Below are 15,963 nucleotides of genomic sequence, written 5' to 3' on the forward strand. Positions count from 1 at the left end.
TGTCGGCGCAGCACCACCCTCGGCTTTTCCGCGCGTGCCGACCCCCCAGGTCCACCCCTGGCACGCGCGGCTCCATGCACCGCCGTCACTCCGGAGACGGTCCCTCCGTACGCACGTCCAGGCCGTACGAAGCTCCGGCCGTACGCACGGTCCGTCAGCTCGCGGACAGCGGCTCCGGCCGCGCCCGGTCCACCACCGCCGCCAGGCCGAGCGTGTGCGGCAGCGTCCCGAACGACGCGCCCCAGTCCCCGCCGAGCCGCGAGGCGCAGAACGCGTCGGCCACCTCCGGCGGCGCCCACCGCACGAGCAGCGCGCCCTGGAGCACCCGCGCCATCCGCTCGGCGAGCCGCCGGGCCCGCGCCTCGACGCCCTCCAGATCCGCCAGTTCGGTCAGCAGGTCCCGGATCGCCCGGTCGAGCCGGTGGTCCTCGCCGCGCGCCCGCCCCACCTCCATCAGGAAGGCGTTCAGCGCCGCCGGCTCCCGCTGCAGCGCCCGCAGCACGTCCAGCGCCTGCACGTTCCCCGCGCCCTCCCAGATCGAGTTCAGCGGCGACTCGCGCAGCAGCCGCGGCAACCCCGACTCCTCCACGTAGCCGTTCCCGCCCAGGCACTCCAGCGCCTCCGTCACCACCGGCGTGCACCGCTTCGTCACCCAGTACTTCGCCACCGGCACCGCGAGCCGCAGCAGCGCCCGCTCCTCGGCCGTGTCGGAGTCGTACGCCGCCGCGAGCCGCAGCCCGAGCACCGTCGCCGCCTCCGACTCGAGCGCCAGGTCGGCGAGCACGTTCCGCATCAGCGGCTTGTCGACGAGGAGACCGCCGAACGCGCGCCGGTACGAGGCGTGGTGCACGGCCTGCGCGACCGCCTGCCGCATCAGCGCGGCCGAGCCGAGCACACAGTCGAGCCGGGTCGCCGCCACCATCCCGATGATCGTGGACACCCCGCGCCCCTCCTCGCCGACCCGGCGCGCCCACGTCGACCCGTCGAACTCGACCTCCGCGGAGGCGTTCGACCGGTTGCCCAGCTTGTCCTTGAGCCGCTGGATCGCGAAGGCGTTGCGCGTCCCGTCCGGCAGCACCCGGGGCACGAGGAAGCAGGTCAGGCCCGCCGGAGCCTGCGCCAGCACCAGGAACCCGTCCGACATCGGCGCCGAACAGAACCACTTGTGCCCCGTCAGGACGTACTCGCCGTCGGCCGCCAGCGGCTCCGCCCGGGTCGTGTTCGCCCGCACGTCACTGCCGCCCTGCTTCTCCGTCATGCCCATCCCGAGCAGCACGCCCGCCTTCTCCAGCGGCGGCCGCAGGTCCTGCTCGTACACCCGCGAGGCGAGCAGCGGCTCCCACGCCGCCGCGAGCTCCGGCTCGGCCCGTAGCGCCGGCACCGCCGCGTGGGTCATCGACAGCGGACAGCCGTGCCCCGCCTCGACCTGCGAGGCCAGCAGGAACGCCGCGGCCCGCCGCACATGACCACCCGGACGGCCCCACGCCGAACCCGAGAGACCCGCCGCCACGCCGCGGCCGAGCAGCCGGTGCCACGCCGGATGGAACTCCACCTCGTCGACCCGGTTGCCGTACCGGTCGTGCGTGCGCAGCCGCGGCGGGAACCCGTTCGCGAGCCGCCCCCACTCCTGCGCCTGCGAAGATCCCGCCGAGATCCCGAGGGACGTCAGCTCCTGATGCGCGTCGTCGTACACCTCCGGCGGCAGATGCCGCTCCACGGCCTCCGCCAGGGCCAGGTCGGTCGCGAACATGTCGTATCCCACCAGGGGCGGAGCCTGGTTGGTCACGGTGTGGGTGCCGGCTTCCATGCCGATACGGTAAGGAGGTGCAGGCAGCAAACGAAACACCCGAACGGCGCGACCGGCGGCCCTGGAGCAGGCTCCACCGCGCTCGCGTCCTCTACCGCAACGTCTCCAAGCGGAAGATGGTCTGGCTGCTGCTGAAGGACACGGTCAACTCGTGCATCGAGTACCGCATCCTCGGCCTCGCCGCCGAGGCCGCCTTCTTCACCCTGCTGTCGCTGCCGCCGCTGCTGCTCGGCCTGATCGCCCTGCTCGGCTACGCCGACGAGTGGACCAACACCGACACCGTCGCCAGCATCGAGGAGAACATCCTCCACGCCGCCCGTACGGTCCTGTCCGACCGGGGCGTCAACGAGATCGCCCGTCCGCTCCTGGAGGACGTCACCCAGGGCAAGCGCCCCGAACTGATCTCCCTCGGCTTCGCCATCGCCCTCTGGTCCGGCTCACGGGCGGTCAACGTCTTCATCGACACGATCACGGTGATGTACGGCCTCGACGGCCACCGCGGCATCGTCAAGACCCGGCTGCTCGCCTTCCTGCTCTACCTCGTCGCCCTCGTCATCGGCGCCGTCGTCCTCCCGCTCGCCGTCGTCGGCCCCGACCGCATCGTGGAGCTCGTCCCCTGGGGCACGGAGGTCGTCTCGGTCCTGTACTGGCCGACGGTCATCCTCCTCACCATCGCCTTCCTGACGACCCTGTACCACGTCTCCGTCCCCGTGCGCTCCCCGTGGATCGAGGACATCCCGGGCGCGCTCGTCGCCCTCGCGATGTGGGTGCTCGGCAGCTTCCTGCTGCGCATCTATCTCACCAGCCAGGTCGAGGGCCCCACCATCTACGGCTCCCTGGCGGCCCCCATCGCCGTCCTCCTCTGGATCGGCATCTCCGCCTTCGCGGTCCTCGTCGGCGCCGCCGTCAACGCCGCCATCGACCGCGTCTGGCCCTCCGTCGCCACCGCCGCCGCCCGCGAGGCCAACGAACGCGCCCGCGCCGCGCAGGCCGCCGACCTGGTCGCCCGCCTGCGCGCGGAGGCCGAGGACGTGGACGAGGACGACCCGGACATGCCGTCGGAGTTCCCCGAACGCTGGTCGAGGTTCCTGCCGCCGGACGACGTGAAGTCGCGGCTGCACGCGGGGCGCGAGAAGGACTGACGGGCCCGGCCCGCGTGCCGGGCCGCCTCACGGCCCCCGGACCTGCCCGTCCGGCGTGGCGGACCCGGCCCTCCGGGGAGACGGGCCCGAGTCCGGCTCGGGCCCACGGGGCGACCGGCCGCCGCCCTCCGGCGGTGGCCACGGCACCACCACGGTGTGCGACCAGCCGCTCGCCGTCACCGTCATGCTGCCGAAGTCGCGGCGCCGGGCCTTCGACAGCCGTGACCGCAGTTCGTGCGAGACCAACACCGTGACCACCACGGCGGCATCGCTCCCCGCCGGGTCGTCGACGTCGGGGACCTGCGTCCCCACCAGGTTCCTCGCGGCGACCTCGGACCCCTCGTGAAGGGCCAGGCGCACCCGGACGGCCGGCCCCGCGTCCCGGTCCAGCCGCCGGGCGAGCTCGTACGGGAAGCTGGTCACCGCCCATTCCACGAGGTCCGGAACCTCACGGTGCGGCGGGACCGGCGCGGTCGGCGGCTCGTTGTACCTCGACGGGCGCAGCGTGTCGCCCACCGCGCTTCCGGCGAGCTCGAGGACGACCTCGTCCGTCCTGCTCCAGGGCCGCAGGGCCCGGACCGCCAGCCAGCCCGGCGGGGGAGCCTGCGGCCCGTCGAGCAGGGCCAGCTGCTCCTCCACGCTCGCGCGCAGCTCCACCAGCCGCCGCCGCTCGCCCGCCGCCCACGCGCCCGGGACGCCCTCCAGGGGCTCTCCGCGCCACAGGTCCAGTGCGTCCCGGAGCAGACCCCGCCCGGCGCTCCGGTCGCCCTGGGACAGGGCACCGTCCGCCGCCGCGATCCGCGACTCCGCCCGGGCCACGTCGAGCGCGGAGTCCGGCACGTCGAGCAGGTAGCCGCCGTCGAGCACCTGGACCTCGATGCCGAGGGCCCTCAGGTGCAGCACGTACTGCGCGGGCTTGAGCCGCGGACTGTCCCGCACCACCTCCGCCATCTCCTCGTGCGGCACCAGGCGTCGGCGCGCCGTCAGCAGCCGGGCCAGGAAGGCGTTGCGCTGGAAGGCGTCCTCGGAGACGTCCCGGCCGCGGACCCGGGCCCGCGGCGGGCCCAGCAGCCGGTAGTCCGGGGTCCGTCCCGGCCGCTCGCCCGGCAGATGGAGCCCCCTCAGCAGGGTCGCGCCGCGCTCGCGCTCCGGCCCCGAGCGGGAGAGCAGTCCGAGGAGCGCCCGCCTCAGCTGTTCCGGCAGCGCCGGGTCGAGGGCGGGCAGGTTCCGCGCCACGCCTTCCGCGTGGTGCCGGAGCACGGTCTCCCGGTCGTGCCCGCCGGCCGCCGGCTCGCCGGTCAGCATCTCGTAGAGGATGCAGCCGAGCGCGTAGAGATCGCCCTCCGGCGTGGGCCTCCCGCGCGTCCGCTCAGGGGCGAGATAGCGCACCGTGACGGGCCTGACGATGTCGTCGTAGCCCGGCGAGCGCGGCAACCGCGTCGTGCGGTCCGGGTCGTCGTGGAGCGGGGCGTAGGGCCAGCGCAGCCCGAAGTCGGAGAGCCGGGGCCTGTGGTCGACCCCGAGCACCTTCGACGGGGTCAGGTTGCCGTGCGCGAAGCCCCCGCTGCGGTGCAGCGCCTGCAGCCCCCAGAGAACGCTCTTGGCGATCCCGACGGCCTCCGACACGGGAAGCGGCCCGCCGGCCTCGTCCAGTCGCTGCCGCAGCGAACGCCCCCACACCAGCTCCGTGACGAGACAGCAGCCCTCGTCCAGGACCACCGCGTCGTACACCCTCAGCAGGTTCGGCGCGGTCACCCGGGCGACCTCGTACGTACGGGCCAGGAACTCCGTGCCCGCGGACCCCGTGTCGCGGCCGGTGCGGCCGGTGCGGCTCCGCTGTTCCGCCGTGGGGAAGGGGAAGTACGACAGCGCCACGTCGCGCTGCAGGTACTGGTCGTAGCCCCGCCACACCTGGGCGTCGGTGCCGCCGAGCCGCTCGCCGACCGTGTAGCGGTCCCCGCCGAGCCGTGGCGGCGGCACGTCGGAGGCACCGTCGGAAGCCGTCCGCTGCGCCGGCCGCGCGTACGTCCCGCCGCCCGTACGGCCGCCGGGCTGCGCGGCCGGCGCGAGCGGAGCCGCCCCGCCGAGCAGCCGCACGCTCTCCTCGCTCACCAGCGCGAACGGGCGGCCCGCCGCCCGCTCGCCGCGCTGGGCGGTCAGGGTCTCGGCCAGCGCGCGGAACTCGCCCGGCAACAGGCCCGCGCGGGCCTCGATCTCCGTGCTGACGCGGGCGAGCAGGCCCGCCGTGCGGACGAGGGAGGTGCGGGGGAGGGCGGCCAGGAGGACCCTGCGGACGCCGGGGCGGAAGTCGTACGCGCCGGGTGCCGCGTCCGGCTCCGCGCGGAGCATGCCGCTCAGCACCACCTCCGCGAGGTGCCGCGGCTCGGGGCGCTCCTCGACGGCCGCCTGCACCAGGCGCATCACCGGCAGGTGGGCCGAGCCGACCGCCAGGTGCGCGGCCAGCCGGAACGCCTGCGGGGAGGCGAGCGCGCGGAAGCGCAGGACCAGGTCCTCCGGATCCGCCTCCTCGGGGACGAGCCCCTCGTCGTCGGGGCCCGCGGTCAGGGCGTCCGGACGCACGAAGGCCGCCGCGCCCGGTACCTCCGCACCGGACGGGGAGGCCACCAGGGCCGCCCAGTTGCCCAGCCAGACGTCGGACGGTTCGAGGACGGGCAGCGGCACCGCGCCCGGGGCCCCGGCCGGTGCGTCGTACGGGGTGAAGTCGAGCGCCGCGTTCGGCACGCCGGCGGCCGGGGACACGAACAGGCCCGGCACCGCCGGCGCCGCCGTGTGCCGCCACATCCGCTCCGGCAGCGGCTGGAGCAGGGCCACCGGGCCCTCCCGGGCCAGCGCCGCGAGCACCGCGCGCCAGCGCAGCCCGGCCGGGCCGTCCCGCCACTGCGGCCCCATCGCGTCGCTGAGCACCAGCACCGCCGTACGGCCCCGCTCGCGATGCCGCCGCGGCAGCAGACCGTCCTCGCCCAGCCGCAGCACGTCCAGCGTGCGGAAGGCGCCGGTCTGCGCGAACGCGGTGTGCAGCTCACGCGCCAGCGGTCGCCACATCGTCATCGTCGGACCGGAGTCGACCACGATCCGCAGGTGCAGCCAGCGCTCCTGGCGAGGGCGGAGCACCGGGAACCACAGCCGCGGGCCCGAGCCGGGCGCGGCGAGCGAGGCGATCCGGTCCGCGGTCGCCGCCTCGTCCAGTTCCCGCTCGGCGCCGCTCGGCACCGTGCGCCGCAGCGGCCGCAGCGAACGCTGCAGGGCCAGCGGCCGGGCCAGCATCGGCGGCGCGGGCGCCAGCAACGGCGTGTACCCGGCCGTCCCCTCGGCTACGGCACGGGGCGCGGACGGCGCCGGGGTGCGCAACGGTACCCGGGGAGCGGGCCCGGGCGGCGGCAGCAGGGGCCGCGCCGGCTCGGGCGGCGGCTCGGCCGGCGGTGCGACCAGGCGGCGTGAGGTGCGGACGCTGTGCGGGCCGGCCGGGCCCTCGTCCGTCACCACCGCGGGCCGCGGCTCCGGATCCGCCGGCGCCCCCGCCCGTCCTTCGCCCCCCATCTGCCGGGCCAACCACAGCAGTTCCGCCAGCTCGCGCCCCGTCGGCGGCTCCTCACCGGCCCGCCCCAGGACGCCCGCCAGCGCGGCGAGCCGGCCCGCCGCCTCAGACGTCATCGACGTCCCAGGATTCCGCCACCCGGCCCAGGTACGGCATCAGCGACTCCGCCAGACTCTCCCGCGACGGCGCCTCCAGGCCCGAAGTCCGGGTCAGGTAGATCGCGTTGAGCAACTGGTCGGTGGCCAGTTCGCCCGCGCTGCCCCGGCGCAGGAAGGCGTCCACGAGGGCGTGGTCCCGCTCGTCGAGCTCCCCGAGGTGCGCCCGCACGATCTCCTCCAGCTGGTCGCGCAGCGGGCGCCGCAGTTCGAGGCGCACGCAGCGGCGCAGGAACGCGGGCGGGAACTCGCGCTCGCCGTTGCTGGTCAGGACCACGAAAGGAAAGGCACGGCAGCGCACTTCGCCGTGACGCACCGGCACCCGGTCCTCCGAGTCCGCCACCATCACCTCGGCCACCGGGTGGGACCGCGCGGCCCGCACCAGTTCCGGGATCTCGTACTGCCCCTCCTCCAGGACGTGCAGCAGATCGTTGGGCAGGTCGAGGTCGGACTTGTCGATCTCGTCGATCAGCAGGACGCGCGGCCGCTCGTACGGCAGGAGCGCCGTGCCCAGCGGACCGAGCCGCAGATGGTCCTCGATCGCGGCCTCGGCCGCCGCCTCCGCCGACCGCTCCCCGTCGCCCGGACCGTTCCCGGCGGCCGAGCCATCCCCGGCCCGGCCCGCCGCGTACAGCCGCGACAGCGGGTCGTAGCGGTAGAGACCGTCGGTCAGCGCGGTGCGGCTCGTGACGTTCCAGCGCAGCACCCGGCCGAGCCCCAGCTCACGGGCCACCGCGTACGGCAGGCTCGACTTGCCGCTGCCCGGCGGGCCGGTGACCAGCAGCGGCCGCCGCAGGTACAGCGCCGCGTTGACCAGCTGCACCGTCTCCGGCGTCGGCTGGTAGGTGCGCGCCCGGTGCACCCGGCCCGGCGCCCCGCCGTCGGCGTCCTCGTCCCGGGCCGGCGGCAGCGCCGGGCCGCCGTCGAACGTCCGCCACGGCGGCGGCGCCGGCAGCGCGTCGATGCCGTCGTGCGGCTCGCTCGATCCGGTGTAGACCGGCCAGAGGGACATATGCGCTTCTCCAATAAGGGTGTTCAGCCGATGAGGGCGTTCAGCCGACGGGCGAGTGGCGCAGCGGCCGGACGTCGGGGAAGCGGCGCGGGTCCTCCCACACCAGGGACACGTCGGCCGCCCAGTGCGGCTCCGGTCCTTCGTGCAGAAAGGCCTCCTTGCGCAACTCGAAGACCAGCTACGGGAGTTCCGCGGGCGGCAGCAGGGAGATCCGCTGCGCGATCCGGTCCAGGAATCCGCTGCCCGCGCAGTTCCCGGTGCACGGCCCGCCCGGCGGGCAGCCCGTGCGCGGCCACAGCACTATCGGCGCCGGCGCGTCCAGCGCCGCCCCGTGCAGCTCGCGTTCCCGCGCGCCCGTCGGCGGCCTGGCGAAGCCGACCGCGCCGCGCACGTCCTGGAGGAGCACGGACAGCCGGGCCGCCTGGTGCGGACTGGCACAGGCCACCCGGTGCAGCGTCGAACCGCCCTGCCGGTCCAGCTCGTCCCACACGCGCCGCAGCTCGAACTGGTGCCTGCCCTTGGTGCGCCGGTCGTGGTCGAGCACCACGACCGGCGAACGGCAGCCGAGCGGCGGCTCCTTGCCCCGCTTGCGGGTCCACTGGTCGACGTCCTTGTTGAGCCAGCCCCGCGGCAGGGCGAAGGCCACCAGCGGCCGGCCGTCGACGATGTCCTCGTACGCCTCGTCGATGCGGTCGACCACCCAGCCGCGCAACTGGGCCGCGGTCAAACGCCGTTCACTCACCAGGATCCGGTCGCCGCTGCGGTACACGGACACCTCGGCGATCACCGTCCCGCTGTCCGCACCGCTGCGCCGCACCTCGACCAGGATCGGCGCCCAGGGCAGCGGTGCGCCCGGCGCCGGGCGGCCGTACCGGGGCCGTACGGTGTCCGCCACGGCGCCGTGCCGCGGCTCGTCGTCGCAGCCGGCCACCGTCGCGGCGGTCGCGCCCGCCACGTCCACGGGCCCGGCACCCGGCACCACCATCGGCTCCGGGGCACCGAACCGCGCGCGGTGCTCACGCGCCCAGGCACGGAAGGCGCGCCGCAGCTCCTCGTCCGCCACCTGGTCGGCGATGCGCACCGCGAGCTCGGCGAGCGGCACACGGCCGCGGGCCGGCGGGCTCTCGGTCAGCAGGTGCCACACGCCCTGCCAGAGACCGGCCGGCCGGGTCACCGGAGGGACGAGGCCAGGCCGGCCCGCCGCCGCGAGCAGCAGCGGCTCCACCGGCACCGGCAGCGGCCCGGTCCGCTCGGCCAGGTCCACGAGCTCCCGCAGCCGGCGCTTCTCGCCGGCCGAACAGCCCGGCGTCGGCACCAGGTCGGCGAGGGCCGGCACGTGCCGGGCGAGCACCCGGGCGGGAATGATCCGCGCGTTGCGCACCGCCGGGTCGTACGAGGCGACCATGCCGACGACCGTCCCGTCGGCCGCCCGCATCGCGGCGGAACCGCTGAAGCCGTACGAGGGCTCCTGGCCGTGCCCCGACCAGTACTCGGCCTGGTTCCACTCGTCGTGGATCAGCTGACCGGCCGCCGTCACCCGCAGCTCGGTCTGGGCACCCTCCCACCCGTATCCGTCCGGGAAGCCGTACGCCACGAGCCGCGGCGGCTCGTGCACCTCCCGCACGCCGTCGGGCTCGGCGAACGCGGCCGGCGTCACGGCCACCGGCCGGTCGAGCGCCAGCACCGCGACATCGCCGGTGTCGGCCGGCCGGCCGCCCCACGGACCGCGCACCGCGACCCGGGCCGCGAGCTCGCCGAGGCCCTGCGCGCCGGGGAAGCGAAGAACGACGTGCTCGACGTCCTGGACCACGTGCGCGCAGGTCAGAACGGTCTCGGCGGAGACCAGGAAGCCGGCGCCCAGCACCACGCCCGCGTGCTCGACGCGCACGTGCCAGGACGGCGAGGGCGTCATCGCGCGCCGGCCGGCGCGCCGTCACCCGCCCCGGCGGGCCTGCTCCTGCCCGGCGGCCGGCCCGGCCACCGCGGCGGACCGATCCTGGGCCGGGACCGTGGCCCGGGTGCCCTGGCCGTCCGGGGACCAGGACAGCCGTACCACCAGATGGCCTTCGACCGCCGTCTTGGCGATCACGGCGCCGGCCTCGGCCGACAGCTTCACCCCGAACTCCAGCTCCACGCCGTCCGGCCGCAGCGCGCCGTCGCGGAACACCGCGAGCGCCGACTCGGCCGCCGTGCGGATTCCGGCGAGCGCCTCGTCCAGCGTCTGCCCGGCCCGGACCAGGGAGTTGCCGACCCGGGCCACCGGCCGGGCGCCCGGCTGGGGGCCGTCCGCCTCCACCAGCACCGCGCCGCTCCCCGTGCCGAACTCCATCAGTGTGTTCACAACGACCCCCGTGGCCCGAACAGTTGGCTGGGGCACCATTCTGTCCGACCGTCCGGCCGGTGTCAGCGGATCGGCCTACCCTGGCGGTGTGTACGAGGAACGCCCCGCCCGGCTCGCCGGAGCGGTCGTCTGGACCCGCGCCACCGGCGCGGCGGACCCGGGCAGCCGCCCGGTCCTGCCCGACGGCTGCATGGACCTGATCTGGGCGGACGGCCGGCTGCTCGTCGCGGGCCCCGACACCAGGGCGTACGTCCCCGGCAGCCCCGCCGCGCACTACGCGGGCGTGCGCTTCGCGCCGGGCCAGGCGCCCGCCGTGCTGGGCGCCGACGCGAGCGCGCTGCGCGACGAGCGCGTCGACCTCGCCGAGATGTGGGGCGCCCGCACGGCCCGCCGGCTCGCCGACCGGGTCAGCGGCGCGGCCGACCGCGCCGCCGCCCTGGAGGCCCTGGTGCTGCGCCGCGCCGCCGACGCCCCCGCGCCCGATCCGCTGCTGCGGACCGTGGTGGCCCGGCTGCGGGCGGGCGTGCCCGTCGGCACGGCGGCGGACGAGGTGGGTCTCGGGGTCCGGCAGCTGCACCGGCGCTCCCTCGCGGCCTTCGGCTACGGGCCGAAGACCCTGGCCCGCATCCTGCGACTGCAGCGGGCCCTCGCCCTGGTGGCCGCGGGCGCGCCGTACGCGGAGGCGGCGTACGGCGCGGGCTGCGTCGACCAGGCCCATCTGGCCCGCGAGATGCGCTCCCTGACCGGGATGACGCTGACGGACCACGCGGGTTCGACGGCCTCCACGGGCTGCACGGGCTGCACGGCCTCCACTGGCTCCACGGGCTGCTCGGGCTGCACGGGCTGACCGGGGTGCACTGGGTGCACGGGGTCCACGGGCTCCACGGGCTGTACGGGCTGTACGGCCTCCACGGGCTGCACGGGCTGTACGGGCTCCACGGGCTGGCTGACCGGGCCACAGGGGCTACGGCTCCTCCCGGTCCGCCGGATCCGTCGCTCCCTTCGGGTCCGCCGCGTCCGCGTAGAGCGAGACACCCGTCCCGTCCGGGTCGAGCACGACCGCGTACCGCTGGCCCCACACGGCGTCCCAGGGCTTGAGGTGACCGCGGTACCCGGCCGCCGTCAGCGTCTCGTAGACCGCGTCGACCCGGCCCGGGTCCGCGCAGCGGAAGGCGAGCGCGACGCGGTCGCCGCCGGTCGCCGGGCGGGTCCACGCGGGGTCGAAGGACCTGACGACGTCCTCGGTGTCCCACAGCACCCGCAGGCCGCCGGGCAGGGTGACCTCCACGTGCGGGGCGGTCTCGGCGCCGGGCGGGACGGCCAGGCCGAGCAGCCGGTAGAAGGCGAGGGAGGCGGCCATGTCGGCGGTGACGAGACCGATGACGTCCAGCCGGGGCGCGGGGGAGGGAGCGGGAACAGGGGAGGGCGTGGAGTGGTTCGTGTCCATGCCCGCACGCTAGGAGTCCCGGCTCCGGCCGGTCTTGTACGGATCGGACACGCACGGTCCGGACGACCTGCCCCCGGGGCCCGAGCCTGGTGGTGCGAACACCAGGTGCGGCACGCCCTCCCTTCCCCGGACCGGCGCTGCCAGGGTGACCGGCATGGAACAGCACGAGCACCACACCACCCTGATCACCGGCGCCACCTCCGGCATGGGCCACGCCCTCGCCCTCGACCTCGCCGCACGCGGCGGCACCCTCCTGCTGCACGGCCGCGACGCCGGCCGCCTCGACGCCGTGGCCGCCGAGGCCCGGGCCGCCCACCCCGGCACCACCGTCCGCACGTACCTCGCCGACCTGTCCGACCTCGACCAGGTGCACTCGCTCGCGGACCGGATCCGCGCGGCCGAACCGCACCTCGACGGCCTGGTCAACAACGCGGTGGCGGGCGGCGGTTCACGTCCGCTGGTCCGCGAACTGACCCCGCAGGGCCACGAACTACGCTTCTCCGTCAACCACTTGGCGCCCTACGCGCTCACCCGCGGCCTGCTCCCGCTGCTCGCCGCCTCGGCCCCCGCCCGCGTCGTCAACGTGGCCTCGATCGGGCAGGAGACCATCGACTTCGACGACGTCATGCTGGAGCGGGACTACGAGGGACTGCGCGCCTACTGCCGCAGCAAACTGGCCCTGATCATGGCCACCTTCGAGCTCGCCGCCGAACTGGACGGCACCGGAGTGACCGTCAACACCCTGCACCCGGCCCATCTGATGGACACCCCCGCCGTGCGCGCGTACGGCCTGACCCCCGAGGTGACCACCGAGGAAGGCGTCCGGCCGACGGTACGCCTGCTCCTCGACCCCGGACTCGCCGGCACCACCGGCCGCTACTTCGACCGGTTCACCGACAGCCGCGCCCACGAGCAGGCGTACGACACCGAGGCCCGTGCCCGCCTGATGGAGCTGACGGAGCGCCTGGTCCGGAAATAAATGCGTGGCGCCGGTGGCAGGGCCCCGCTACGGTGGGGCGCATCGCGAAGATCGCGGTGTCGAAGACCGCTGTGACCAGGAGGTGTGACCGATGGCTGTCGTCACGAAGGGCCGTGCCCGCAACCAGATGATCGTCCACTCCACCTCCGTGGCCACCGGCTGACGTCTTCCACCAGCAGCTGCGACGCGCAGCGCGCCGGGGCCACCCTGTGAAGGGTTCCCCTTGTCTTCCTCTCTTTCCGCTTCCCTCTCCACCTCCTCCCTCCGTGCGTACGGCTGGGACGACGCCTGGGCGGCCGAGTTCGCCCCGTACGCCGCGCAGGGTCTGCTGCCCGGCCGGGTCGTCCGGGTCGACCGCGGGCAGTGCGACCTCGTCACGCCCGAGGGGGTCGTGCGCGCCGACACGGCGTTCGTCACCCCGCACGACCCGCTGCGGGTGATCTGCACCGGCGACTGGGCGGCCGTCGACCCCGAGGGCGTCGGCGATCCGCGCTACGTCCGTGCGTACCTGCCGCGCCGCACCACCTTCGCGCGCTCCACCTCGTCCAAGCGGTCCGAGGGCCAGGTCCTCGCGACCAACGTGGACCACGCGATCATCACCGTCTCGCTCGCCGTCGAGCTCGACCTCGGGCGCATCGAGCGCTTCCTCGCACTGGCCTGGGAGTCCGGCGCGCAGCCGCTCGTCGTGCTCAGCAAGGCCGACCTCGTGCCCGATCCGGTCGGTCTCTCGTACCTGGTCGAGGACGTCGAGACGGTCGCTCCCGGCGTCCAGGTGCTGCCCGTCAGCTCGCTCACCGGGGAGGGGCTCGACGTGCTCCGCGCGGTCGCCGCGAGCGGGACCAGCGTCCTGCTCGGCGTCTCCGGCGCCGGCAAGTCGACCCTCGCGAACACCCTGCTCGGCGAGGACGTCATGGACGTCCGGGCGGCGCGTGACGTGGACGGCAAGGGCCGGCACACCACGACCACCCGCAACCTGCTCGTCCTTCCCGGCGGTGGCGTGCTCATCGACACGCCCGGCCTGCGGGGCGTCGGACTGTGGGACGCCGAGGCCGGCGTCGGCCAGGTCTTCGCCGAGATCGAGGACCTCGCGGGCGACTGCCGCTTCCACGACTGCGCCCACGAGTCGGAGCCCGGCTGCGCCGTCACCGCCGCCATCGCCGACGGCACGCTGCCCGAGCGCCGCCTCGACAGCTACCGCAAGCTGCTGCGCGAGAACCAGCGCCTGGTGGCCAAGACCGACGCCCGGGTCCGCGCCGAGATCCTCAAGGACTGGAAGCGCAAGGGCGCGGCGGGCCGCGCGGCGTTGGAGGCCAAGCGGGGCCGGGCCCGGTAGCGGACCCCGTGGCGGGTCCGCCCCGCGCGGCCCGTCCCGCCGGTCCCGCCCGCTCAAGGCCGTGTCCGAAAACCGCCAGCCAGGGGCCTCGTGCTCGCGCACACTGGAGGAATGACGGACACGGTGGGCACGGACACAGGCGGGGCCACGGACGTGGTGGCGGGTGCTCTCCTCGACGAGGACACCCGCTACCAGGCGGTCAGCAGCCGGGACGCCCGCTTCGACGGCGTGTTCTTCTTCGGGGTCTCCACCACGGGGATCTACTGCCGGCCGAGCTGCCCGGCCGTCACGCCCAAGCGGCACAACGTGAGCTTCTACCCGACCGCCGCGGCTGCCCAGGGCCACGGCTTCCGGGCCTGCCGGCGCTGCCGGCCGGACGCCGTACCCGGCTCGGCCGAGTGGAACGTCCGGGCGGACGTGGTCGGCCGCGCCATGCGCATGATCGGCGACGGCGTCGTGGACCGCGAGGGCGTGCCCGGACTCGCCGGGCGCCTCGGGTACAGCGCCCGCCAGGTGCAGCGACAGCTCACCGCCGAACTCGGCGCCGGGCCCGTCGCGCTCGCCCGCGCCCAGCGGGCGCACACCGCGCGACTGCTGCTGCAGACCACCGGGCTGCCGGTCACCGAGATCGCGTTCGCGGCGGGGTTCGCCAGCGTGCGCCAGTTCAACGACACCATCCGCGCCGTCTACGCCCGCACGCCCACCGAACTGCGCGCCGAGTCCGGCACCGGTGCGGGCCCCCGCACGGCACTCGCCGCCGGAGTGCCGCTGCGGCTCGCGCACCGGGGGCCGTACGCGGCGGGCGAGGTGTTCGACCTGCTCGCCGCGGAGGCCCTGCCGGGCGTCGAGGAGGTCGCCGGCGCGCCCGGCGCCCGCACCTACCGGCGTACCCTCCGCCTGCCCTACGGCACCGGCATCGTCTCCGTCGACGAGCGCGCGCCCCGCGGGGGCGGCTGGCTGGAGGCCCGGATCCACCTCACCGAGCTGCGCGACCTCACCACCGCCGTGCAGCGGCTGCGCCGCCTGTTCGACCTCGACGCCGACCCGCACGCCGTCGCCGAACGCCTCGGCGCGGACCCCGAGCTGGCGGCCGAGGTCGCGGCCCGGCCGGGCGTACGGTCACCGGGCGCGGCCGACCCGGAGGAGTTCGCGGTACGGACGGTCGTCGGTCCCGACGAGGCCGCACGGCTCGTCGAGCGTCACGGCACGCCGCTGGAGACGCCCTGCGGCAGCCTCACCCACGTCTTCCCGGCGCCCGCCGCGCTGACCGGCCACCCGCTGGCGGGCCCGCTCGCCACGGCCCTCGCCGAGGGCACCGTCCGTCTCGACCCCGGCGCCGACCGTGAGGCGTCGTCGGCGGCGCTGACCGCTGTCCCCGGCGTGAGCCCGCAGGCCCGCGCCGCCATCCGCATGCGCGCCCTCGGCGACCCGGACGTGGCCCCGGAAGGCCTCCCGGACCGCGCGGAATGGCGCCCCTGGCGCTCGTACGCGGCCCACTACCTGCGCCGCGTGCTCTGACCCGCGGGGTTCGGGGCGGGTGGTGCGGTGCCCCTGGGTGGGGCTCTCACCCGGTGGGGGCCGGGCCGGTGGTGCGGTGCCCCGTGGTGGGGCTCTCACCCCGTGGGGGCCGACGGCGGTCGGGCCCCCTCCGGGGTGACTCCTCGGGCGTGGCGGCCGCTGGTCCTGCCCACGGAACCGTCCCACAGCCGCCACGCCCTGCGGGGACACCCCTGCACGGCCCCTCCGGCACCTGACCGCCGTCCGTGGCAGAGCACCCGCCGCCGCGCACAGGGTGGCTGCGCCGGTGCACCGTCCACCGGTGGAGAGGCGACGGAGGGGCCGTGCAGGGTCGTCCCCGCAGGCGGTGGCGGCTTCGGCGCGGTTCGGTGGGCGGGGCCCAAGGCCGCCGCCGCCGAGGAGTCGACCCGGAGGGGCCCCGACCGCGGTCGGCCCCCACGGGTTTCGGATGCCGCGCGGTCATCATCCTCGCCGTCCGTGGCAGAGCACCCGCCGCCGCGCACAGGGTGCTCCGCCGATGCACCGTCCACCGGTGGAGAGGCGACGGAGGGGCCGTGCAGGGTCGTCCCCGCAGGGGGTGGCGGCTTCGGCGCGGTTCGGTGGACGGGGTCCAAGGCCGCCGCCGAGGAGTCGACCCGGAGGGGCCCCGACCGTCGTCGGCCCCCACGGGGTT

The 15,963-nt window shown here is 75.8% G+C and carries 12 protein-coding genes; 5 read left to right on the forward strand and 7 right to left on the reverse strand.

The annotated features are described in order from the left end of the window. Positions 1 to 154 precede the first annotated feature (154 nt). On the reverse strand, positions 155 to 1,807 hold the full coding sequence (locus ACFY8W_RS37060; RefSeq protein ID WP_391115442.1) for an acyl-CoA dehydrogenase family protein: 1,653 nt from the start codon (positions 1,805 to 1,807) through the stop codon (positions 155 to 157). Between the two features lie 17 nt (positions 1,808 to 1,824). On the opposite strand from ACFY8W_RS37060, the gene ACFY8W_RS37065 reads away from it, so the two are divergent. Continuing rightward, positions 1,825 to 2,949 (forward strand): YhjD/YihY/BrkB family envelope integrity protein, encoded by a 1,125-nt coding sequence (locus ACFY8W_RS37065; RefSeq protein ID WP_391115445.1) that lies wholly within the window; start codon positions 1,825 to 1,827, stop codon positions 2,947 to 2,949. A 27-nt stretch (positions 2,950 to 2,976) separates the two neighbouring features. On the opposite strand, the gene ACFY8W_RS37070 is transcribed toward ACFY8W_RS37065, so the two are convergent. From ACFY8W_RS37070 to ACFY8W_RS37090, 5 genes are read right to left on the reverse strand one after another with little or no spacing between them, the layout of a single operon-like run. Then, on the reverse strand, positions 2,977 to 6,621 hold the full coding sequence (locus ACFY8W_RS37070; RefSeq protein WP_391115448.1) for an SAV_2336 N-terminal domain-related protein: 3,645 nt from the start codon (positions 6,619 to 6,621) through the stop codon (positions 2,977 to 2,979). Then, a complete protein-coding gene (locus tag ACFY8W_RS37075) occupies positions 6,611 to 7,672 on the reverse strand; it encodes an AAA family ATPase (protein ID WP_391115451.1) in 1,062 nt (353 codons plus the stop codon). The genes ACFY8W_RS37070 and ACFY8W_RS37075 overlap by 11 nt, the downstream gene beginning before the upstream one ends. 40 nt (positions 7,673 to 7,712) lie before the next feature. Further along, a complete protein-coding gene (locus ACFY8W_RS37080; RefSeq protein WP_391115454.1) occupies positions 7,713 to 7,838 on the reverse strand; it encodes a hypothetical protein in 126 nt (41 codons plus the stop codon). A gap of 12 nt (positions 7,839 to 7,850) precedes the next feature. Next, the gene (locus ACFY8W_RS37085; RefSeq protein WP_391115457.1) at positions 7,851 to 9,560 is read right to left on the reverse strand and encodes a trypsin-like peptidase domain-containing protein; all 1,710 of its coding nucleotides are present in this window, start codon (positions 9,558 to 9,560) and stop codon (positions 7,851 to 7,853) included. 45 nt (positions 9,561 to 9,605) lie between these two features. Continuing rightward, positions 9,606 to 10,013, reverse strand: a complete 408-nt coding sequence (locus ACFY8W_RS37090; RefSeq protein WP_391115459.1) for a CU044_2847 family protein — start codon at positions 10,011 to 10,013, stop codon at positions 9,606 to 9,608. An 88-nt stretch (positions 10,014 to 10,101) separates the two neighbouring features. Between ACFY8W_RS37090 and ACFY8W_RS37095 the strand changes: the two genes are divergently transcribed. Further along, positions 10,102 to 10,860, forward strand: coding sequence for a helix-turn-helix domain-containing protein (locus ACFY8W_RS37095; RefSeq protein ID WP_391115462.1), 759 nt, complete (start codon positions 10,102 to 10,104; stop codon positions 10,858 to 10,860). A gap of 117 nt (positions 10,861 to 10,977) precedes the next feature. On the opposite strand, the gene ACFY8W_RS37100 is transcribed toward ACFY8W_RS37095, so the two are convergent. Then, positions 10,978 to 11,460 (reverse strand): VOC family protein, encoded by a 483-nt coding sequence (locus ACFY8W_RS37100; RefSeq protein ID WP_391115465.1) that lies wholly within the window; start codon positions 11,458 to 11,460, stop codon positions 10,978 to 10,980. A 154-nt stretch (positions 11,461 to 11,614) separates the two neighbouring features. Here ACFY8W_RS37100 and ACFY8W_RS37105 point away from each other — a divergent pair, with 154 nt between their 5' ends. The 3 genes from ACFY8W_RS37105 to ACFY8W_RS37115 all read left to right on the forward strand — a co-directional run bounded on the left by ACFY8W_RS37105 (position 11,615) and on the right by ACFY8W_RS37115 (position 15,290). Then, on the forward strand, positions 11,615 to 12,439 hold the full coding sequence (locus ACFY8W_RS37105; protein WP_391115468.1) for an SDR family NAD(P)-dependent oxidoreductase: 825 nt from the start codon (positions 11,615 to 11,617) through the stop codon (positions 12,437 to 12,439). A 223-nt stretch (positions 12,440 to 12,662) separates the two neighbouring features. Further along, positions 12,663 to 13,772 carry a ribosome small subunit-dependent GTPase A gene (rsgA, locus tag ACFY8W_RS37110; protein WP_391115471.1) on the forward strand — a complete coding sequence of 370 codons (1,110 nt, stop codon included), beginning with the start codon at positions 12,663 to 12,665 and terminating at the stop codon, positions 13,770 to 13,772. 111 nt (positions 13,773 to 13,883) lie between these two features. Then, positions 13,884 to 15,290, forward strand: coding sequence for an AlkA N-terminal domain-containing protein (locus tag ACFY8W_RS37115; RefSeq protein ID WP_391115474.1), 1,407 nt, complete (start codon positions 13,884 to 13,886; stop codon positions 15,288 to 15,290). Positions 15,291 to 15,963 lie beyond the last annotated feature (673 nt).

This window comes from Streptomyces sp. NPDC012637, from assembly GCF_042954805.1.
Lineage (GTDB): Bacteria > Actinomycetota > Actinomycetes > Streptomycetales > Streptomycetaceae > Streptomyces.

Coding starts and splice junctions, on each gene's coding strand:
- ACFY8W_RS37060 (WP_391115442.1), bottom strand. CDS start 1,807: ATGGAAGCCGGCACCCACACCGTGACCAACCAGGCTCCGCCCCTGGTG.
- ACFY8W_RS37075 (WP_391115451.1), bottom strand. CDS start 7,672: ATGTCCCTCTGGCCGGTCTACACCGGATCGAGCGAGCCGCACGACGGC.
- ACFY8W_RS37070 (WP_391115448.1), bottom strand. CDS start 6,621: ATGACGTCTGAGGCGGCGGGCCGGCTCGCCGCGCTGGCGGGCGTCCTG.
- ACFY8W_RS37105 (WP_391115468.1), top strand. CDS start 11,615: ATGGAACAGCACGAGCACCACACCACCCTGATCACCGGCGCCACCTCC.
- ACFY8W_RS37100 (WP_391115465.1), bottom strand. CDS start 11,460: ATGGACACGAACCACTCCACGCCCTCCCCTGTTCCCGCTCCCTCCCCC.
- ACFY8W_RS37115 (WP_391115474.1), top strand. CDS start 13,884: ATGACGGACACGGTGGGCACGGACACAGGCGGGGCCACGGACGTGGTG.